Here is an 18,764-nt window from a genome sequence, read left to right as displayed (position 1 = left end):
CTTTCCACAGCTGCCCCACATGGGGTATCTGGGTTTTTAATTGACTCGTCAATCAACAAAACAGGGAGTGCAAGATGCGCCTGAAATCAACTCTGTCCGCTCTGGCGATCATGGCGGCGGCACCGGCCTTTGCCGATTGCGACACGGTTACGTTTTCGGATGTGGGCTGGACCGACATCACGGCCACGACGGCGGCCACGACGGTAGTTCTGGAAGCGCTGGGCTATGAGACCGACATCAAGGTTCTGTCCGTGCCTGTGACCTATACATCGCTTGCGAACAAGGACGTGGACGTCTTCCTGGGCAACTGGATGCCGACCATGGAAGCCGACATCGCGCCCTATCGCGATGCGGGAACCGTCGACACGGTGCGCGCGAACCTCGAAGGCGCCAAGTACACGCTGGCCGTGAACAAGGCTGCCGCCGACCTTGGAATCACCAGCTTCGGCGCAATCGCCGCGCAGAAGGATGCGCTTGAAGGCAAGATTTACGGCATCGAGCCGGGCAACGATGGAAACCGTCTGATCATGGACATGATCGATCAGAACGCTTTCGATCTGAACGGTTTCGAAGTGGTCGAGTCGTCGGAGCAGGGTATGCTTGCACAGGTTGCCCGCTCCGATCGCCGCGGTGAACCGGTGGTCTTCCTGGGCTGGGAGCCGCACCCGATGAACGCCAACTTCGAGTTGACCTATCTTGAAGGCGGCGACGATTGGTTCGGTCCTGACCTCGGCGGCGCGACGGTCTATACGAACACGGCGGCCGGTTATGTGAGCGAGTGCCCGAATGTCGGTGCGTTGCTGGGCAATCTGGAATTCTCGCTTGCGATGGAAAACGAGATCATGGGCGCGATCCTTGACGACGGGAAAGACCCGGCCGAGGCGGCAACGGAATGGCTGAAGGCCAATCCCGGCACGCTGGATGGCTGGCTGAATGGCGTGACCACGAAAGATGGCGGCGACGCAATGGCGGCTGTGAAGGCTGCGCTCGGTCTCTGATGCCGCACCTCTGACTTGTGAAGGGCCGGGCATCGTTCCCGGCCCTTTACGTTGGGGGCGGGCCGGGCAAGCGCTGTCCCACTCGACCGGGTTGATCTGCGTCAACGAGGTCTTCGGCGCGAATACTAGGCTTCATGGACCATCATGTTGTCCGGCGGGACTTGCGGAGAATTCGCACAATGGCCTCCCTTGGCGCTTTTCTGGTTCTGAATGGGCTGCTGATCGTCTTTATCAGCTCGGTTGGCGGGCTCGCGCTTTATCGCGTTTTGATCCGGGACGGCGATCCGCACGACTGGCACCTGCTGCATGCGGGAGGCTCCGCACGGGGGATTTTCCTGATCGCACTTGGGGGAACAGTGCATCTGTCTTCTCTTTCTCCGACCCATGCCTGGGTGGCTTCCGGGCTGGTCGTCCTCTTCGTCTGGGCGTCGACGCTGGCGATGTTGCTTAGGGCCTTGTCCGGCGAGAGCGGCTTCTCATTCTCGGGGGCGACGGCGAACCGGGCAGGTTTCGTTCTGTATGTCATTGGCGCCATTTCACTGGCCGTCGGTCTGATCTGGCTTTGCTGGGGGTTTGCAGGCGCCTTTTGATCCCCGGGTTGGGGATCTCACGGTCGGGACGCGAAGACCCACAAACTGCTCTGGTAATTCGTGGGTAGACCCGATCCGCGGAATGCCACAGGATGGGCCTGAAGCGCGGCGGCGGGTCCCGGTCCGACACGCTGCGTTCGCGGGACAGGGGTGGATTTCAAGAACATGGAATGGCTGACCGAGAACAAGATTCCCGTCGGAGATGTCGCCGAGACCGCCTTCGACTGGTTGCAGATCAACGGGGCTTTCTTTTTCGACGCCATGTCGGATTTCCTCGAGGCGCTGATCGACGGCATTCTCTGGGTTCTGCAGACGCCGCATCCATTGGTCGTCGTCCTTGCCTTCACGGCGTTGACCTATTTCTTGCAACGCAGCTGGAAACCGGCCCTGCTGACCTTTTTCGGGTTTCTCTTCATCCTGAACCAGGACTATTGGGAAGAGACGACGGAGAGCCTGACGCTGGTGCTGTCGGCCTGCGTGGTCTGCATGGGGATCGGCGTGCCGATCGGTATCGCGGCGGCGCATCGGCCCAGGCTCTATGCGGCGATGCGGCCGGTTCTGGACCTGATGCAGACGTTGCCAACCTTCGTCTACCTGATCCCGGCCATCGTGTTCTTCGGCATCGGGTTGGTGCCGGGGCTGATCGCAACGGTGATTTTCGTACTTCCCGCGCCGATCCGGCTGACGCATCTCGGGGTGTCTTCTACGCCGCAACCGCTTCTGGAAGCGGCGCAGGCGTTTGGCGCGACAGGGCGGCAGACATTGTGGAAGGTCGAGCTGCCCTATGCCTTTCCTCAGATCATGGCGGGGCTGAACCAGACGATCATGCTGTCTCTGTCGATGGTTGTTATCGCTGCACTGGTGGGAGCAGACGGGCTGGGCGTGCCCGTTGTGCGGGCTCTGAACCAGGTGAATACCTCATTGGGCTTCGAGTCGGGCTTTATCATCGTCGTGGTCGCGATCGTTCTGGATCGGATGCTGAGGGTTGAAAAGAAATGAGCGCCGTCACATTCGATAACGTTTCGATCGTCTTCGGAGATCGGCCGGAACTGGCGCTTCCCCTTATGGATCAGGGGAAGGATCGTGGGGAAATCCAGCAGGAAACCGGGCAGGTTCTGGGCGTGCACAATTGCTCGCTGAGCGTGGAACCGGGTGAGATTCTTGTGCTGATGGGCCTCTCCGGGTCGGGCAAGTCGACGCTGTTGCGGGCCGTCAATGGGCTAAATCCGGTCGCTCGGGGCAAAGTCATCGTTGCAGACGGCGAGCGGCAGGTGGACGTGACCAATGCCGACACCAAGACCCTGCGCCATATCAGGTTGACGCAGATCGCCATGGTCTTTCAGCAATTCGGCCTGCTGCCCTGGCGGACGGTGCGTGACAACGTCGGGCTTGGCCTGGAACTGGGTGGCATGCCAGCGGACAAGCGCCGAGCCAAGGTGGATGCGCAGCTCGAACTCGTCGGCCTTTCGGACTGGGCCGACCGCAAGGTGGGCGATCTTTCGGGTGGCATGCAGCAGCGCGTCGGGCTGGCGCGGGCCTTTGTCACCGAGGCTCCCATTCTGCTGATGGACGAACCATTCTCGGCGCTGGACCCATTGATCCGCACGCGCCTTCAGGACGAGTTGCTGGAGCTGCAAGACCGCCTGAACCGGACGATCATCTTCGTGAGCCACGACCTGGACGAGGCGTTCAAGCTTGGTGACAAGATCGCCATCATGGAAGGCGGACGTATCGTGCAATGGGGCACACCCCGCGACATCTACACCAACCCCGCAAACGAATACGTGGCGGATTTCGTGCGCCACATGAACCCGCTTGGGGTTCTCTGCGCCCGCGACGTGATGGAGCCGGTTGACGAGCGCGCGACCGGTGCAATCGGTCCCGATGACGAGATCCATGAAGTGATCCGTTCCGTTCTGGAAAGCGGCGTTCCCGTCGCCGTGGTCGAGAACGGCCAGGCGCTTGGCCAAATCTCGCGAAAAAGCGTTCTCGCCCGGTTTTTAGGCGAAAGCTAGTCGATGACTTGTGTGAATCCCTCGGGTTTCACGTTTTGCTTCGGTCCAGCATGTGATCTAGTGAAAGTATTGGTGCAGAACGCATCGGGGTGAACAGAGCGGACGAATGTCGGAGACGGGCGATAGTGAAAGCCGCAAGCTTCTCAGGAGGCTGAAAGACACGCTGGCCGAATCCAGCGCAGGCCAAGCCCGGCTTGACCGTATCACCAAGTTGATCGCGCACTCGATGCGCACCGAGGTCTGCTCGATCTACCTGTTCCGGGATGCCGATACTCTGGAGCTTTGTGCGACGGAAGGCCTTAAGGCCGCCGCCGTTCACCAGACCCGCATGCGGCTGGGCGAAGGCCTTGTGGGTCGCGTGGCGCGAGACGGCCGCGTGGTGAACGAGGCGGACGCCCCTTCGGCCAAGGGCTTTCGGTACATGCCGGAGACGGGCGAGGAAGTCTTTTCGTCGTTCTGCGGCGTGCCGATCCAGCGGCTGGGCGACAAGCTGGGCGTTCTGGTCGTGCAGTCGCGCGAAGCGCGGGCGTTCTCTGAAGACGAAGTCTATGCGCTTGAAGTCGTGGCCATGGTGCTGGCCGAGATGACTGAACTTGGCGCCTTCGTCGGCGAAGGCGAAGCCCTGCGCGCGCGGCACACGAATCCAGGAATGTTCCGGGGCGGCGTCGGGCAGGAAGGCGTCGCGGAAGGCCATGTCTGGCTGCACGAGCCGCGTGTCGTTGTCGCGAACCCGGTTGCCGACGATCCCGACGTCGAGGTCGAACGTCTGCAGGCGGCGGTGGACCAGTTGCGGGTTTCCGTCGGGGACATGCTGGACAAGGTCGGTACCGACGCCGCCGATCGTGACCATCGTGAGGTGCTGGAGGCCTATCAGATGATGGCCAATTCCCGCAGCTGGCTGAAGCGGATGGAAGAAGACATCCGGGCGGGCCTGTCAGCCGAAGCCGCCGTCGAAAAGGAGCAGTCCACCGCGCGGCGCCGCTTGGGGCAGGCTGCGGACGCTTACCTTCGGGAACGGCTGCAGGATCTGGATGACCTGTCGAACCGATTGCTGAGAATCCTGACCGGGCAGGGCTCGGACACCGGCGCGAAAATGCCGGAGGATCCGATCCTTGTCGCCCGCAACATCGGACCGGCTGAGCTTCTGGAATATGGCCGGGGTCAGTTGAAGGGGATCGTTCTGGAGCAGGGGTCGGTGGGCAGTCATGCCGCCATCGTCGCCCGGGCGTGGGCGGTTCCCCTTGTCGTCCATGCCGAGGGGATCACGTCAGAGGCATTGAACGGCGATCCGATCATGGTCGACGGAGATCAGGGCGTGGTCCACCTGCGTCCTGACGATACCGTGGTTTCCGCCTTCCGCGACAAGATCGCGATGCAGGCAAAGGCTCAGGAGCGGTATGCGGGTCTTCGGAACCTGCCGGCGGAGTCGACCGATGGCGTTGTCGTCTCGCTTCAGATGAACGCGGGCCTGATTGCCGAGCTTCCTTCGCTGGCGAATTCGGGGGCTGAAGGCGTTGGTCTGTTCCGGACCGAACTGCAGTTCCTTGCGCGGAACACCGTGCCGCGACGGGCCGAGCTGGCGGCCATCTATTCGCGCGTGCTGGACGCGGCAAAGGGCAAGCGCGTCGTTTTTCGGACGCTGGATATCGGGTCGGACAAGGTGCTGCCCTACATGAAGCGCGAGGACGAGCCGAACCCGGCGTTGGGCTGGCGCGCGATCCGCGTGGGGCTGGACAAGAAGGGTGTCATGCGCATGCAGTTGCAGGCGCTGATACGAGCCGCCAATGGCCGTCCGCTGACGGTCATGTTCCCCTTCATCGCGCAGTTCGACGAGTTCAAGGCGGCGCGGCAGCATCTTCTGGACGAGATCGAACGCGAACGCAAACTGGGGCATGTGCTGCCCGAAAAGCTTGAGATCGGTGCGATGCTGGAGACGCCAAGTCTGGCCTTCGCACCGCGCCAGTTCTACGAAATGGCCGATTTCATTTCGATTGGCGGCAATGACCTGAAGCAGTTCTTCTTTGCCGCAGACCGCGAGAACGAACGCGTCCGGCGGCGCTATGACACGCTGAACGTGAGCTATCTCAGCCTGATCGAACAGATCGTGCGCCGCTGCGACCAGACGGGCACGCCGGTCAGCTTTTGCGGCGAGGACGCTGGCAGGCCGATCGAGGCCATGTGCTTTGCGGCCATGGGGCTGCGGTCCCTGTCGATGCGGCCAGCATCGATCGGGCCGGTCAAGCATCTGATCCGCAGGGTCAATCTGGAAGAGGTGCGGAAGCTTATCGATGTCGCCCGCGAGAGCGGCGAGCAATCGGTGCGCGGACACGTGATGGAATGGCTCAGGACGAAGGCCGACTGAGCCCGTATCTGCGCCAGAACCTGGTCTGCATTCCGACGCAGGCTGCAGCCAGCCCGATCGAAAGTCCCAGCCAGATGCCGACGCCGCCCCAACCCGCGGTGAAGCCCATCGCATAGCTGACGGGAAGGCCAATCAGCCAGTAGCTGACGATCGCCATCAGCATCGGCACCCGGGTGTCTTGAACACCGCGAAGCATGCCCAGCCCCATCACCTGCCCGAAGTCCACAAGCTGGAAGAGAGCGGCCATTGCCAGAAGCGAGATGCCTGTGGCCAGGATCGCCGGGCGCGCGGGATCGCCCGGATCGATGAACAGGCCGATCAGGAGCTCGGGAATGAGGAGGAAGGCGGAGATGGTGATCACGACGGCGATACCGGCAAGGATCATGCCGGCAAGGGCGGCGGCGCGCATTTCCGCCAGATCGTTGCGTCCCCAGGCGCGGCCGACGCGTACGGTGACGGCCTGGCTTAGGCCGAGGGGAATCATGAAAGTGAGGCTGGCGATCTGAAGTGCGATCCCGTGCGCGGCAAGGGAGACGGCGCCCAGCCAGCCCATCATGATGCTGGAGGCAGCGAAGAGACCAACTTCGGCCAGAAGCGTGAATCCGATGGGCAGGCCGATGGTGAAGACGGCGCGAAGGATCTCGGGGTCCGGGCGGTGCAGATTGCGGAAGAGCGAATGATCGGGGCGCTTGAGAACCGCATAGATGCAAAGAGCAGCAAGGCTGGTGATGTGGCTGACGAGCGACGCGATGCCGGCGCCTGCGATTCCCAGTTCCGGGGCGCCGAAATTTCCGAAGATGAACAGGTAGTTGGCGGCGGCATTCAGGAGGGCGGACCCGATGACGGCCAGCAGGATGGCCCGGGTCAGTTCCAGCGCGGAGAGATAGCTCTTGAGGACCTGCACCATCAGGGCGGGGATCAGGCCCAGGCCAAGAAACGGCATGTAAATTCCCGCTTGCCCGGCCACGTCGGGCTCTTGCCCGATGGCAAGAAGGATTGCTTCGGCGAAGAAGAACACCGGGATCACGAGGATGCCGAAGAACACCGAAAGCCAGAGGCCCATGCGGGTTACGCGGCGGACCTGGCGTTCGTCGTTCTGGGCAAGGGCGGAAGCGACCATGGGCGTTACCGCCCAGGCAAAGCCCGATCCGAAGATGAAAACGATGTAGAAGATGGGTGCAGACACGGAAAGTGCTGCAAGATCAATGATGTCGTACCAGCCCAGCATCACCGTGTCGGTGACGCCGATCAGCACCTGCGCGATATGGCTGCCGATCAGCGGCAGGCCCAGGCTCAGTAAAGAGCGGACCTGACCGCCGACGCTGGCGCGCGGCGTGGGAGGGGTGGCAACGGTGTGCATTCCGCCGCTATAGATCCGCGCCGGGCGCTCGGGCAAATGAAATCAGCCGTACTGGACGACTTCGATCTCGATGCCGTCGGCGTCGTCGAAGTAGAACCGTCGGCCCGGCTCGTAGCTGGCATGGTTCTTTGGTGAAAAGCCTTCGGCCCTGACCCGTTCCTCGACGGCGTCGAGATCGTCGACCACCACGGCCCAGTGGTTCAGGCCACCTTTGGTGACGTAGGAATTCTTCTTCGGCTCAGGGGTTTCCGGGTAGGTGAACAGGGCGACATAGCTGTCGTCATCTCCGATGTGCACGGTGTAACCGGTTGTCATGCCGGGGCCTTCCCAGCGGATTTTCCAGCCGAAAACCCGTTCTATCCAGGCGGCTGTGGCCTTGGGGTCGGTGACGGTCATGTTGACGTGTTCAAGTCTTGCGGCGGCCATTCAGGCATCTCCTTTTCGCGAGTTTGCCGCGACTTCGTAGTTCCTCAAGTTCAGTTGAGGTCAAGAGGTTTCTTTTCGTGGCGCGCAACGTTCGGTGGGCGCCGTTCGGCGCCTGACGCCACCGCAGGGGTGCCTGGCACTAATCCTCTGAGACTCTGGCGTTTTGCGCGGTCGGCAAAGCGTCGGCAAAACGTATGGCAAACTGTCGGGCAGGCGAGGATGAACGGTGCGCGCGTTGCTTTTTCCCTTCGAAGGTTTTCAGAAGATTAACGGACGGCGGGACTAGTCCAGATAGGGGGCGATTGCGCGGGTGATTGTGGGGCTTTGCGGCTTGGCGAGCGAGCCCCATGTTCCGACGACTTCGCCCTTGGGCGAGATCAGGATCTTGTTGAAGTTCCATGCGGGCTCGAACCCTGTTGCCTCGCGAACGGCGGCGAAGAAGGGGTGGGCGCTGTCGCCCCGAACCGAGGTGATCTCGGTCATCGGCAGGTCGAGGTCGAAATTCACCTCGCAGAATTCCTTGACCTCGGCTTCACTCTCGAGTTCTTGCCGAAAATCGCCGGACGGGACGGCCAGCACGACGAGGCCCCGGTCGCGGTAGTCGTCGTAGAGCGCCTGCAGGTCGTCGTATTGGTAGGTGAAGCCGCAAAGCGATGCAGTGTTGACCACGAGAACGGGCTGGCCGCGCCAGTCCTCGATGTGGATCTCGCCCCCGTCGATCGAGGCGAACGTGCCTGTGATCGGGTTTGCAGTGGCCGCCGTGGAGGTGGCGAGCGCTGCGGCAAATGCAAGTGTGCGGTACATCATCGTCTCCCTTTTCCCTGTTACGTTGAACGAGGTGGATCGGATGAGGCCAGGCTGGATCGGTGCGGAGCTTAGCGGGACGCCGTCTGTCCGTTGAGCGAAACGAGCGGCTGGCGGGCCTTTTTGCGCAGGCGGACAAGCGTGGCGAGCCATTCGGCCCATTTCGCGCGGCGGGCTTTGCGGGCAAGGCGGAGCGCCTCGCGCGTGTGCGTCGTGCGGATGCGGTGACTTTCGGGCAGATGCTTCAAGAGATCGGTGTTCATCGGGGGCATCATGGCGCGTCTCCTTGGTTGATACCCGAGGTGTAGCGGGCGCGGGAAAGCCCCGCTTGACCAAACCCTTGGGAAAACCCTGTCTTTTCCCTGTGATTTCCGGGAAGACGTGCGGAAATTGTTCTGTAGAGTGGCTTTCATGGAATATCGCTTTGCCGATTGCGTGCTGGATGTTTCGCGTCACACGCTGACGCGGGGGCAGGACGCCGTTCCCGTCGAGCCGCTGGTGTTCGACCTGCTTCGGCTTCTGGCCGATCATGCCGGGGAGCTTGTAACCCGCGACCAACTGGTTGAAGCGCTGTGGCAGGGGCGTGCGATTTCGGAGTCCGCCATTTCGGCCTGTATCGCGGCGGCGCGTAAGGCCGTTGGTGATGACGGGAAGCAGCAGGCAATTATCAAGACGGTTTCACGGCGGGGGCTGATGCTGGTCGCGGAGGCGAGCGCCCCGGAGGTGAGACCCGTTCCCAAAGCGGCCAGTCCGGGCGTTCAGCGGATTCGCTATGCGCGCAACCGGGATGGACACCAGCTGGCCTATGCGATCAGTGGCGAAGGTCCCCCGCTGATCCGGTTTCCGCCGCCCTTGACGATGGATCTGGAATTCGAGTGGAGCAACCCGCCCGAGAGGGCGTTCGTGGACGAGTTGTCGGGCCGGTTCCGTTTGCTGCGGTTCGACGGGCTTGGGTCGGGCCAGTCGGAGCGGGTGGAGCCGAATTACGATTTCGGCGTGCAGGCCGACGATGCCGCCGCAGTCGCGGATGCCGCAGGGTTCGACCGGTTCGCGGGCGTGTCGATGTCAGGTGGCGTGCTGACCGCGATCGAGTTCGCGGCCCGCTATCCCGAGCGGCTGTCCCGGCTTGCGATCGTCGGCGGCTATGCCGACGGACGGTCGCGGCGCGGCCAGACAGAAGGGCCGGAGGCGTTGAAGTCGATGGTCGCCGAAGGCTGGGCCGAGAGCCAGAGCGCCTTCGCGACGGCGTTCATCACGTCCTATTTTCCGGAAGGTCCGCTGGAGGATGTCCGGCGCATCGTGCGACACATGCAGGCGGCTTGCCCGCCGGATGTCATGCTGAAGGACCGGGACGCGATCAACAACGCGTCGGTCGCGCACCTGCTGAGCCAGGTGAAATGTCCGACGCTGATCCTGCATGCGCGGGGCGACGCGGTGCATCCCCTGTCCGAGGCGCGAAAGCTGGCGGCCGGTATCCCGGATGCCGAACTGGTCATCCTGGAGACGGCCAACCATTTCCCTTACCCCGGCAATAAGGTGTGGGAGACCTATATCGAGACACTGACAGAGTTTCTGTCGGGCTGAACGCGCCTTGCGGATCGGGCGGGGTTGCCCCCGCCCGGTGTTTCAGAGCTTCAGCCGGTAGAGCGCGAAGCCGTCGGCGCCGTCGCCCGCAGGTGCGATGTCGGCGCCCTTGACGTCATCGACATAGTCCGCCGCCTTCGGGCCGGTCTCGAACAGAACCTCGGTGCCGGGCAGTGGGGCGAAAGTCCAGTTGGCGTCGGCCGAGGGCTGGATCGTGCCTTGGTCGACGATGAAGCGGACGATCACGTCGCGGTTGGTGTCGGGCCCTTCGAAGATGATCGTGTCGCCCATCGCGCCGGGGAAGCTGCCGCCGCCCGAGGCGCGGTAGTTGTTGGTGGCGATGATGAACTCCATGTCGGCGGTCACCGGCTGGCCGTTGTACATCAGGTTCACGATGCGGCTGGCGTCAGGGTTCAGGGGCTCGCCCTTGGGACCGAACTTCGAGGGCTGGCTGAGGTCGATCTGGTAGGTCACCCCGTCGATCACGTCGAAATTGTAGGACGGGAATTCGGGGTTCAGAAGCGCCTGGTCCGTGCTGCCAGGCGTCACCTGGTTGAACATGCCGGCCGAGCGTTCGAGCCAGTCCTTCACCTCTGCTCCGGTGACTTTCACCGCGCGCACGGTGTTGGGGTAGAGGTAGAGGTCGGCCACGTTCTTGATCGCCACGTCGCCGGCGGGAACGTCGGTGAAATAGTCGGGTCCGCCCCGGCCACCGGCCTTGAAGGGGGCGGCGGCGGAGAGGATGGGCAGGCCTTCGTATGGCGTGCCCTTCATCATCTCGGAGATGTACCAGGTCTGGGCCTGGCTCACGATCTGGACCGAAGGGTCGTCGGCCACCAGCGCGAAGTAGGAGTGTAGCGGCGCGGCGGTCTTGCCGACGGCGCGGCGGACGTAGGCGAGCGTTTCCTCGTGATCCTTTGCCGTGGCGTCGAGCACGGATTGCTCGCTTTCGACCAGCGCGGTGATCGAGCGGTCTTCGTTGCGTTTGGAGATGGGCCGCGTCTCGACCGACTGGTTGACGACGCGCCATTCGCCGGCCTCGCGTTCCAGCATCAGGTCGATCACGCCGAGATGCGAGCCCCAGAAACCGCCCATCGTGGCGGGTTTTCCGTGAATCAGGCCGGTCTCGGCGTCGACGGCGGCATAGTCGGCATAGGTGGGCGAGGGGAAGACGAGGTGGCTGTGTCCGGTGACCAGCGCGTCGATACCGTCGATTGCTGCGAGGGGAACCGAGGCGTTCTCCATCAGGTCGGTCTCATCGGCCGAGCCGATGCCGGAGTGCGAGAGCGCGATGATGATATCGGCACCTTCCTCGCGCATTTGTGGCACATAGGCGCGTGCGGTCTCGAGGATGTCGCGGGCGGTGACGTTGCCTTCGAGATGCTTGCGGTCCCAGTTCATGATCTGGGGCGGCACGAAGCCAATGAGGCCAACCTTGATCGGGTGCCTTTCGCCGGCGCCGTCGGTCAGTTCACGGTCAAGGATGACATAGGGTTTGATCAGCGTGGTGTCGGCGGTGGGACTGGCGCCGCGCTCCTTGACCACGTTTGCGCTGACGATGGGGAAATTCGCCCCGGCCAGCGATTTCATCAGGAAGTCGAGCCCGTAGTTGAACTCGTGGTTGCCCAGTGTCGAGGCGTCGAAGCCCACGGTGTTCATCGCGGTGATGATCGGGTGCATGTCGCCGTCCTTCATGCCCCGTTCATAGGCGATGTAGTCGCCCATCGGGTTGCCCTGAAGGAAATCGCCGTTGTCGAGGAGGAGGCTGTTCGTGGCCTCGGCGCGGATGTCGGCGATATGGGCGGCGGTGCGGGCAAGCCCCACGGTGTCGACGGCGCGGTCGGAGTAATAGTCGTAGGGCCACACATGGACGTGCAGGTCGGTCGTCTCCATGATCCTGAGATGCGCCTGACCGGCGGCGGCGCGGGCGGAAAACGGATGTAGTGCGACAAGCGATGCGCCGGCGGTGGTGCTGAGAAATGAACGGCGGCTCATGGCCGGAACACGGAAATGCGGCATGACAGGCTCCCTGAGAGTTCTGAACTATGGTGCGATGGGAGCATGACAGCGGTGTAACACATAACGGAATCTTTGGTGACCCATCCTGTCCTGCCGGGCCATGGTCGGCAACTCGCCTGAAACTGCGAGGAAATCCCCTGTTTGCCAATCCCGACGGCGCGTGGCACATCGTTTTGGCAAAGGGCGGATCGGTGCATGAGACTGGCAGAATCAGTGACATTCGGAGGCTCGGGGCTGGACCGGGCGGCGCATCTGCGGAGCAAGCCAGAGGAACTGGCGGCGATGCTGAATGGAGCGGAGGCAGGAGTGTTGCCGGTCTGGCGCGGGAAGCCGCTTCTGAATTCGGAGACCCGTGCTCCGGTGTTCCTGGCATCCGATCACCCGGCGTTCAGCACGGCGGACGAAGCTCCGGTCTTCCTCGGGCTAGACGAGACCAGGCCGTGCTTTGCACGGGACATCTCGAACTGGGAGCCGACCGAGGTGCCGGACACGCTGGGCGCCTTCGTCGATGCCTCGGAGCAGGCGCATCCCGAGGTCGAGGGCGCCGTCTTTGCCGAACTGCGCGCCAATATGACGGCCTTGACGCCGCGGGGCGCGGAACTGGTGGCGACGGCCAAGGCGATCCTGGGCTGGCACGAGACGCATGGGTTCTGCGCCTATTGCGGCGCGAAAACGATGATCGCCATGGGCGGCTGGCAGCGCGATTGCCCCGCTTGCGACCGGCATCACTTTCCACGCACGGATCCGGTGGTGATCATGCTGATCACGCGCGGGAATTCGGTTCTGATGGGCCGCGCGCCGTTCTGGCCCGAGGGCATGTACTCGCTTCTGGCCGGTTTCGTGGAGCCGGGCGAGACCATCGAGGCGGCGGTGCGCCGCGAGGTTTTCGAGGAAGCGGGCGTGAAGGTGGGGCAGGTGGACTACCTGGCGTCGCAGCCCTGGCCGTTTCCGTCGTCCCTGATGTTCGGGTGCCATGGCGAGGCCGTGAGCGCGGAGATCGAGATCGATCCTGCCGAGATCGAGGATGCCCGCTGGGTGACGCGCGAGGACATGCTGGAGGCCTTCGCCGGCCGGCATCCCGAGATGAAACCGGCCCGCAAAGGGGCCATCGCCCGGTTTCTGATCGAGCGCTGGCTTGCCGATACGCATCGCTGACCCACATTCTGCGGCATGAAACTCTCGAACCGCCAGGACATCGAAGCGCCGATCCAGTCGGTCTATGCCGCCGCCAGCAATTTTCCCGCCATCGAACGACAGGTCGAGAAGCGTGGTGTTGCGGTCGAGCGGGATCCCGACGCGCCCGACACAGGCCCCGGCAAGCGCTGGACGGCCCGGGCGAACTGGCGCGGGCGCGAGCATGTCATTCTCTCGGAGCTTGTCTCTGTCGACGAAGGGCAAGGCTATGCCATCGAGTCGAGTTCGGGCGGCGTTGTCTGCATGACGGTTGTCGACATGGTGGCCCTCTCGCGAACGCGAACCCGGCTGCTGGTGTCGATGGAGTTGCGCCCGACGACCCTGTCGTCCCGGCTGCTGGTGCAATCCCTGCGGCTGGCCAAGGCCAGGCTGAACGGGCGCCTGAAATCCCGCATGCAGGAATTCGCACACCGCATGGAGACCGGGACAGGCTAGCCGCGGGTGGCGGGTTCCATCGGGCCCGCGGTTTGCAGGAACCTGTCGACAATGGGGGCGGCGCAGGCGGCGATGAAGGCGCATGTCAGGGCGATCAGATAGATCATCCCGACGATCTCACTGAGCAGGCTCCACTCCATCTTCTTCAGATGGCTGAAAACGCCGAGCGCGAGGGCGCTGATCCATCCGGCTGTCGATAGTGCGCCGAGGGCGGCCATCTGGATTCGGGGGCCCGCGGCCAGCGCGCCGAACCGGCGGCCCTGCAACGCCTCGATCACGGGCAGGCCGAGGCGGCCGATCAGTATGGCGTTCACGGTCAGGAAGGTGACGACTCCGAGCTTGGTCAGGAGCTTCGGCGAGAAGTTCGCGACATCGAACCCGGTGCGAAGCCAGAGGAGGACAAGCCCGCTGATCCAGAACAGCACGAGGCCAAGCGCGACCATCCGGTGGAAGCGGTGCAGCGTGGCGATTTCGCGGGCGTCGAGCGGCCTGATGAAAAGCCGGGCGGCCGACATGTCCGCGACGATGGCCACCCCGAAGCCCAGTGCGAGGCCCAGAAGGTGAAGGGCGCGCGCGGCATCGTTCAGCAGGGTCTGGTCCATCCTGTCCTCGGCAATTTCTTCCGCGGTCCCGAAAATGGTCGGCGCGGCTTTTTTATTGCGTTCAGGCTGATGCCGAAAAATGGCGTGATTTTGTCAACATTTTGTCCGGAGGCCGGGCCGTGCGCAGGTTGTTCAAGGTTGGTGGCACCAATCGGCAAGGCGGGTTTGCATTGTTCCCGACCTGAAAATGAAGCTGTGCGGGAAACCGCCGAGACGTTTCCCCGGGCGGAGGTGGGCTTCCATCCGGTTTGCCATGTTTCGCTGGCAACATCGGCCCTGATTCGCTAGAATCACTTTCAGACCCGGAAAACGGGCGGAACGAGGCAGACGAGCAGGTTCCATGACGGAAATGGTATATGGCTCTGTCCCCACACGGGACGGAGAGCCGATTATCCCGCGATGGTGGAGGACCATCGACAAGTGGTCGATGTGCTGCGTGCTGATCCTGTTCGGGATCGGCCTGCTTCTTGGGCTGGCCGCATCGCCGCCCCTGGCGGAGCGCAACGGGTTCGGTGCGTTCCATTACGTCGAGCGCCAGGTTGCGTTCGGGGGCATGGCGATCGTGACCATGTTCGCGTTCACGCTGATGTCGCCCCGGACGATCCGCCGTCTGGCGGTTATCGGCTTCGCGCTCTCCTTCGTTGCGCTGCTGTTCCTGCCGCTGTTCGGAACGGACTATGGCAAAGGCGCCGTGCGCTGGTACTCGCTGGGCTTCGGCTCGTTCCAGCCGTCCGAATTCCTGAAACCCGGTTTCATCGTCGTGGCGGGCTGGATGATCGCGGCGTCGAACGAGATCGCCGGGCCGCCGGGAAAGAGCTATTCCTTCGGTCTTGCGCTTTTCATCGCGATGCTTCTGGCCCTGCAGCCTGATTTCGGGCAGGCGTGCCTGATCCTTTTCGCCTGGGGCGTGATGTATTTCGTAGGCGGGGCTCCGTTCTACATCCTGTCCGCGATTGCTGGCCTGACCGTGGTCGGCGGTGGGGTGGCCTATCAGAACTCCGAACATTTCGCGCGCCGCATCGACGGGTTCCTGTCGGCCGAGGTCGATCCGACCACCCAGCTTGGCTATGCAGCGAACGCGATCCGCGAAGGCGGTTTCTTTGGCGTGGGCGTGGGCGAGGGCACGGTGAAATGGTCGCTGCCCGACGCGCATACGGATTTCATCATCGCGGTTGCGGCCGAGGAATACGGACTGCTGCTGGTTCTGGTGATCATCCTTCTCTACGCCACGATCGTCCTGCGCTCGCTGTTCCGGCTGATGCGTGAGCGCGATCCGTTCATCCGTCTGGCGGGCACGGGGCTGGCCTGCACCTTTGCCGTGCAGGCGATGATCAACATGAGCGTGGCCGTGCGGCTTTTGCCGGCCAAGGGCATGACGCTGCCCTTCGTCAGTTACGGCGGATCATCATTGATCGCGGGCGGTATCCTGGTGGGCATGCTGCTGGCGCTGACGCGGGTGCGGCCGCAGGGTGAAATTCGAGACTATCTCGTCAGGAGCGGAAGGTGAAACAGCCGCATCTGGTCATCGCCGCGGGCGGCACGGGCGGGCACATGTTCCCGGCCCAGGCGCTGGCCGAGGCGATGCTGGAGAAGGGCTGGCGCGTGACGCTGTCGACCGATGCGCGCGGCGCGCGCTATACCGGCGGTTTTCCCGACGCTGTCGCCATCCGCCAGGTTGCCAGCGCGACCTTCGCGCGGGGCGGTTTGGTGGCCAAGCTGCTTGTTCCTGTCCGTATTCTTGCCGGAGGTTTCGCGGCGCTGGTTCGGTTCATTGTCGATCGCCCGACCGTGGTGGCTGGCTTCGGGGGATATCCCTCGATCCCCGCGCTGGCCGCCGCGTGGGCGTTGCGCGTGCCGCGGATGATCCATGAACAGAACGGCGTGCTTGGGCGCGTTAACGCGGTGTTCGCGCGTCGGGTGGACGCGGTGGCCTGCGGCACATGGCCGACGGACTTGCCCGAGGGTGTCGAGGGTCTCCACACGGGCAACCCAGTGCGGGGAACGATCCTGAAGCGGGCAGGGGCGAGTTATATCTCGCCCGGGGACATTCCCATGTCGATCCTCGTGATCGGCGGATCGCAGGGCGCGCGCATTCTCTCCGATGTCGTTCCGGAGGCCATCGGGCGTCTGCCGGGGCCCTTGCGCGCCAACCTTCGCGTCAGTCATCAGGCGCGCGACGAGGACATGGCCCGCGTGATCGCCGCCTATGACAAGGCGGAGGTACCCGCCGAGGTGAAGCCGTTCTTCGACGATGTGCCCGGCCGCATGGCCGAGGCGCAGCTTGTCATCAGCCGGTCGGGCGCCTCGTCGGTGGCCGATATCAGCGTGATCGGGAGACCGTCGATCCTGATCCCCTATGCGGCCGCGACCGCGGACCACCAGACCGCCAACGCCCGCGGCCTCGTCAATGCCGACGCCGCGGTCCTGATCCCTGAATCGGCGCTTGACCCCGGCTCTCTATCGGAGCAGATCCTCGCCATTCTGACCAACCCCGGAGCCGCCGCGCGGATGCGCGAGAACGCGCTGGCCCAGGGTATTCCCGATGCGGCCGACAGGCTGGCCGCCCTTGTCGAGCAGTTAGCGGAGAAAAGAACATGAACGCCGCCGCCGTCACAAAGCTTCCGACCGAGATGGGTCCGATCCACTTCGTGGGGATCGGGGGTATCGGCATGTCGGGGATCGCCGAGGTTCTGATCGAAGCCGGCTACACCGTGCAGGGTTCGGACCTGAAGAGATCGAAGATCACGGATCGTCTGGAGGAAAAGGGCGCGACCGTATTCGAGGGTCAGCGGGCCGAGAACCTCGAGGGGGCCGAGGTAATCGTGATCTCGAGCGCCATCAAGAAGGGCAACCCGGAACTGGACGAAGCGCGGCGCATGGGTCTGCCGGTGGTACGGCGGGCCGAGATGCTGGCGGAACTGATGCGGCTGCGCTCGAACGTTGCGGTGGCGGGCACGCATGGCAAGACCACCACGACCACGATGGTCGCAGCTCTGCTGGACGCGGGCGGCATCGATCCGACCGTGATCAACGGCGGCATCATCCATGCTTATGGCTCGAACGCCCGTGTTGGCGCGGGTGAGTGGATGGTGGTCGAGGCCGACGAGTCGGACGGCACCTTCAACCGGCTTCCCGCGACGATCGCGATCGTCACCAATATCGACCCCGAGCACATGGAGCATTGGGGCACGATCGAGAACCTGCGCCAGGGTTTCACCGATTTCGTCTCGAACATCCCGTTCTATGGCCTTGCGGTGCTGTGCACCGATCACCCGGAAGTTCAGGCGCTGGTCGGGCGCGTGACCGACCGCCGCGTCGTCACCTTCGGGTTCAATGCGCAGGCCGACGTGCGGGCGGTGAACCTGCGCTACGAGAAGGGTGTCGCGCATTTCGATGTGGCGCTGTCGGCCGACGAGATGGTGATCGAGGGCTGCGCCCTGCCGATGCCCGGCGATCACAACGTGTCCAACGCATTGGCCGCTGTCGCCGTCGCGCGGCATCTCGGGATGAAGGGGTCCGAGATTCGCGAGGCGCTGGCGAATTTCAAGGGCGTGAACCGGCGCTTCACCCGCGTGGGCGAAGTGGGCGGTGTGACGATCATCGACGACTACGGTCATCACCCGGTCGAGATCGCCGCAGTGCTGAAAGCCGCGCGGCAGGCCACGGACGGCCGGGTGATCGCGGTGCACCAGCCGCACCGGTATTCGCGCCTTTCGAACCTGTTCGAAGAGTTCTGCACCTGCTTCAACGATGCCGACGTCGTAGGCATCGCCGAGGTCTATGCCGCGGGCGAAGAACCGATCGAGGGTGTCTCGCGCGACGATCTGGTGGCCGGTCTGATCCGTCACGGGCATCGCCATGCCCGCGCGGTGACCAGCGAGGACGATCTTGAACGTCTGGTGCGCGAACAGGCCAGGCCGGGCGACATGGTGGTCTGCCTTGGCGCGGGCACGATCAGCGCATGGGCCAACAACCTGCCGTCGCGGCTGATGAAGCTGGCGGGTTAATCGGCGTCTTCCATCTTGCTTCGCAACGGCTTAGTTGAGGCTTAGCGAAGGAGGCGGCATGGCGTTTTTCTCGAAGCTCAAGGAGCGGTTGTTCAAGTCTTCGTCGAAGATCGACGAGGGGTTGGAGGCGATTGTCGAGGATGGCGGCGTCGCCGAAGATATTGCGGCCGAAAACCCAACTCCGGCTGCCCCGGAAGAAGAGGTTGCGCCGGAGGCGCTGGCGAAGATGCTTCCAGAGCCAGAGCCAGAGCCAGAGCCAGAGCCAGAGCCAGAGCCAGAGCCAGAGCCAGAGCCAGAGCCAGAGCCAGAGCCAGAGCCAGAGCCAGAGCCAGAGCCAGAGCCAGAGCCAGAGCCAGAGCCAGAGCCAG

17 protein-coding genes and 1 pseudogene are annotated in these 18,764 nt (G+C 63.6%); 12 read left to right on the top strand and 6 right to left on the bottom strand.

From position 1 onward, the window contains the following. Positions 1–74: 74 nt before the first annotated feature. From ACKLNI_RS01400 to ptsP, 5 genes are all read left to right on the top strand, one after another. Positions 75–998 carry a choline ABC transporter substrate-binding protein gene (locus ACKLNI_RS01400; RefSeq protein ID WP_413717202.1) on the top strand — a complete coding sequence of 308 codons (924 nt, stop codon included), beginning with the start codon at positions 75–77 and terminating at the stop codon, positions 996–998. A gap of 179 nt (positions 999–1,177) precedes the next feature. Next, a complete protein-coding gene (locus ACKLNI_RS01395; RefSeq protein ID WP_413717201.1) occupies positions 1,178–1,588 on the top strand; it encodes a styrene oxide isomerase in 411 nt (136 codons plus the stop codon). Positions 1,589–1,753: 165 nt separating this feature from the next. Next, positions 1,754–2,587 carry a choline ABC transporter permease subunit gene (gene choW, locus ACKLNI_RS01390; protein WP_413717228.1) on the top strand — a complete coding sequence of 278 codons (834 nt, stop codon included), beginning with the start codon at positions 1,754–1,756 and terminating at the stop codon, positions 2,585–2,587. After that, positions 2,584–3,603 (top strand): choline ABC transporter ATP-binding protein, encoded by a 1,020-nt coding sequence (gene choV / locus ACKLNI_RS01385; protein ID WP_413717200.1) that lies wholly within the window; start codon positions 2,584–2,586, stop codon positions 3,601–3,603. The genes choW and choV overlap by 4 nt, the downstream gene beginning before the upstream one ends. A gap of 106 nt (positions 3,604–3,709) precedes the next feature. Next, positions 3,710–5,965 carry a phosphoenolpyruvate--protein phosphotransferase gene (gene ptsP / locus ACKLNI_RS01380; protein WP_413717199.1) on the top strand — a complete coding sequence of 752 codons (2,256 nt, stop codon included), beginning with the start codon at positions 3,710–3,712 and terminating at the stop codon, positions 5,963–5,965. Here the strand turns inward: ptsP and ACKLNI_RS01375 are convergent. The 4 genes from ACKLNI_RS01375 to ACKLNI_RS01360 all read right to left on the bottom strand — a co-directional run bounded on the left by ACKLNI_RS01375 (position 5,946) and on the right by ACKLNI_RS01360 (position 8,830). Continuing rightward, positions 5,946–7,325, bottom strand: coding sequence for an MATE family efflux transporter (locus tag ACKLNI_RS01375; protein WP_413717198.1), 1,380 nt, complete (start codon positions 7,323–7,325; stop codon positions 5,946–5,948). The genes ptsP and ACKLNI_RS01375 overlap by 20 nt on opposite strands. Positions 7,326–7,367: 42 nt before the next feature. Continuing rightward, positions 7,368–7,751 carry a VOC family protein gene (locus tag ACKLNI_RS01370; protein ID WP_413717197.1) on the bottom strand — a complete coding sequence of 128 codons (384 nt, stop codon included), beginning with the start codon at positions 7,749–7,751 and terminating at the stop codon, positions 7,368–7,370. Between the two features lie 282 nt (positions 7,752–8,033). Continuing rightward, a complete protein-coding gene (locus tag ACKLNI_RS01365) occupies positions 8,034–8,555 on the bottom strand; it encodes a glutathione peroxidase (protein ID WP_413717196.1) in 522 nt (173 codons plus the stop codon). Between the two features lie 71 nt (positions 8,556–8,626). Continuing rightward, a complete protein-coding gene (locus tag ACKLNI_RS01360; RefSeq protein ID WP_413717195.1) occupies positions 8,627–8,830 on the bottom strand; it encodes a hypothetical protein in 204 nt (67 codons plus the stop codon). A 136-nt stretch (positions 8,831–8,966) separates the two neighbouring features. Between ACKLNI_RS01360 and ACKLNI_RS01355 the strand changes: the two genes are divergently transcribed. Further along, entirely contained in the window at positions 8,967–10,139 is a 1,173-nt protein-coding gene (locus ACKLNI_RS01355) for an alpha/beta hydrolase (protein ID WP_413717194.1), read from the top strand. Positions 10,140–10,181: 42 nt separating this feature from the next. Here ACKLNI_RS01355 and ACKLNI_RS01350 read toward each other — a convergent pair whose 3' ends face one another. After that, a complete protein-coding gene (locus ACKLNI_RS01350; RefSeq protein WP_413717193.1) occupies positions 10,182–12,158 on the bottom strand; it encodes a bifunctional 2',3'-cyclic-nucleotide 2'-phosphodiesterase/3'-nucleotidase in 1,977 nt (658 codons plus the stop codon). 195 nt (positions 12,159–12,353) lie between these two features. Between ACKLNI_RS01350 and nudC the strand changes: the two genes are divergently transcribed. Both nudC and ACKLNI_RS01340 read left to right on the top strand, forming a co-directional pair. Continuing rightward, on the top strand, positions 12,354–13,313 hold the full coding sequence (nudC, locus tag ACKLNI_RS01345; protein WP_413717192.1) for an NAD(+) diphosphatase: 960 nt from the start codon (positions 12,354–12,356) through the stop codon (positions 13,311–13,313). 15 nt (positions 13,314–13,328) lie between these two features. Continuing rightward, the gene (locus ACKLNI_RS01340) at positions 13,329–13,787 is read left to right on the top strand and encodes an SRPBCC family protein (RefSeq protein ID WP_413717191.1); all 459 of its coding nucleotides are present in this window, start codon (positions 13,329–13,331) and stop codon (positions 13,785–13,787) included. On the opposite strand, the gene ACKLNI_RS01335 is transcribed toward ACKLNI_RS01340, so the two are convergent. Then, entirely contained in the window at positions 13,784–14,389 is a 606-nt protein-coding gene (locus ACKLNI_RS01335) for a hypothetical protein (protein ID WP_413717190.1), read from the bottom strand. The two genes, ACKLNI_RS01340 and ACKLNI_RS01335, sit on opposite strands and share 4 nt — an antisense overlap. Before the next feature lie 340 nt (positions 14,390–14,729). Between ACKLNI_RS01335 and ACKLNI_RS01330 the strand changes: the two genes are divergently transcribed. The 4 genes and pseudogenes from ACKLNI_RS01330 to ACKLNI_RS01315 all read left to right on the top strand — a co-directional run. Further along, positions 14,730–15,896: a peptidoglycan glycosyltransferase FtsW gene (locus ACKLNI_RS01330; RefSeq protein ID WP_413717189.1), complete on the top strand. Its 1,167-nt coding sequence runs from the start codon at positions 14,730–14,732 to the stop codon at positions 15,894–15,896. Beyond that, positions 15,893–16,987 carry a UDP-N-acetylglucosamine--N-acetylmuramyl-(pentapeptide) pyrophosphoryl-undecaprenol N-acetylglucosamine transferase gene (locus tag ACKLNI_RS01325; protein WP_413717188.1) on the top strand — a complete coding sequence of 365 codons (1,095 nt, stop codon included), beginning with the start codon at positions 15,893–15,895 and terminating at the stop codon, positions 16,985–16,987. The genes ACKLNI_RS01330 and ACKLNI_RS01325 overlap by 4 nt, the downstream gene beginning before the upstream one ends. Next, the gene (murC, locus tag ACKLNI_RS01320; protein ID WP_413717187.1) at positions 16,984–18,396 is read left to right on the top strand and encodes a UDP-N-acetylmuramate--L-alanine ligase; all 1,413 of its coding nucleotides are present in this window, start codon (positions 16,984–16,986) and stop codon (positions 18,394–18,396) included. Before ACKLNI_RS01325 ends, murC begins: the two co-directional genes overlap by 4 nt. A gap of 58 nt (positions 18,397–18,454) precedes the next feature. Then, a pseudogene (locus tag ACKLNI_RS01315) lies at positions 18,455–18,764 on the top strand (signal recognition particle-docking protein FtsY); the annotation flags it as partial.

The organism is Silicimonas lutimaris (assembly GCF_047314965.1).
GTDB lineage: Bacteria > Pseudomonadota > Alphaproteobacteria > Rhodobacterales > Rhodobacteraceae > JAVJUV01.
This window is presented reverse-complemented; position numbering and strand designations above follow the sequence as displayed.

Excerpts from the sequence above, each read along its gene's own strand:
- ACKLNI_RS01400 (WP_413717202.1), top strand. The coding sequence starts at position 75 with ATGCGCCTGAAATCAACTCTGTCCGCTCTGGCGATCATGGCGGCGGCA.
- ACKLNI_RS01395 (WP_413717201.1), top strand. The coding sequence starts at position 1,178 with ATGGCCTCCCTTGGCGCTTTTCTGGTTCTGAATGGGCTGCTGATCGTC.
- choW (WP_413717228.1), top strand. The coding sequence starts at position 1,754 with ATGGAATGGCTGACCGAGAACAAGATTCCCGTCGGAGATGTCGCCGAG.
- choV (WP_413717200.1), top strand. The coding sequence starts at position 2,584 with ATGAGCGCCGTCACATTCGATAACGTTTCGATCGTCTTCGGAGATCGG.
- ptsP (WP_413717199.1), top strand. The coding sequence starts at position 3,710 with ATGTCGGAGACGGGCGATAGTGAAAGCCGCAAGCTTCTCAGGAGGCTG.
- ACKLNI_RS01375 (WP_413717198.1), bottom strand. The coding sequence starts at position 7,325 with ATGCACACCGTTGCCACCCCTCCCACGCCGCGCGCCAGCGTCGGCGGT.
- ACKLNI_RS01370 (WP_413717197.1), bottom strand. The coding sequence starts at position 7,751 with ATGGCCGCCGCAAGACTTGAACACGTCAACATGACCGTCACCGACCCC.
- ACKLNI_RS01365 (WP_413717196.1), bottom strand. The coding sequence starts at position 8,555 with ATGTACCGCACACTTGCATTTGCCGCAGCGCTCGCCACCTCCACGGCG.
- ACKLNI_RS01360 (WP_413717195.1), bottom strand. The coding sequence starts at position 8,830 with ATGATGCCCCCGATGAACACCGATCTCTTGAAGCATCTGCCCGAAAGT.
- ACKLNI_RS01355 (WP_413717194.1), top strand. The coding sequence starts at position 8,967 with ATGGAATATCGCTTTGCCGATTGCGTGCTGGATGTTTCGCGTCACACG.
- ACKLNI_RS01350 (WP_413717193.1), bottom strand. The coding sequence starts at position 12,158 with ATGCCGCATTTCCGTGTTCCGGCCATGAGCCGCCGTTCATTTCTCAGC.
- nudC (WP_413717192.1), top strand. The coding sequence starts at position 12,354 with ATGAGACTGGCAGAATCAGTGACATTCGGAGGCTCGGGGCTGGACCGG.
- ACKLNI_RS01340 (WP_413717191.1), top strand. The coding sequence starts at position 13,329 with ATGAAACTCTCGAACCGCCAGGACATCGAAGCGCCGATCCAGTCGGTC.
- ACKLNI_RS01335 (WP_413717190.1), bottom strand. The coding sequence starts at position 14,389 with ATGGACCAGACCCTGCTGAACGATGCCGCGCGCGCCCTTCACCTTCTG.
- ACKLNI_RS01330 (WP_413717189.1), top strand. The coding sequence starts at position 14,730 with ATGACGGAAATGGTATATGGCTCTGTCCCCACACGGGACGGAGAGCCG.
- murC (WP_413717187.1), top strand. The coding sequence starts at position 16,984 with ATGAACGCCGCCGCCGTCACAAAGCTTCCGACCGAGATGGGTCCGATC.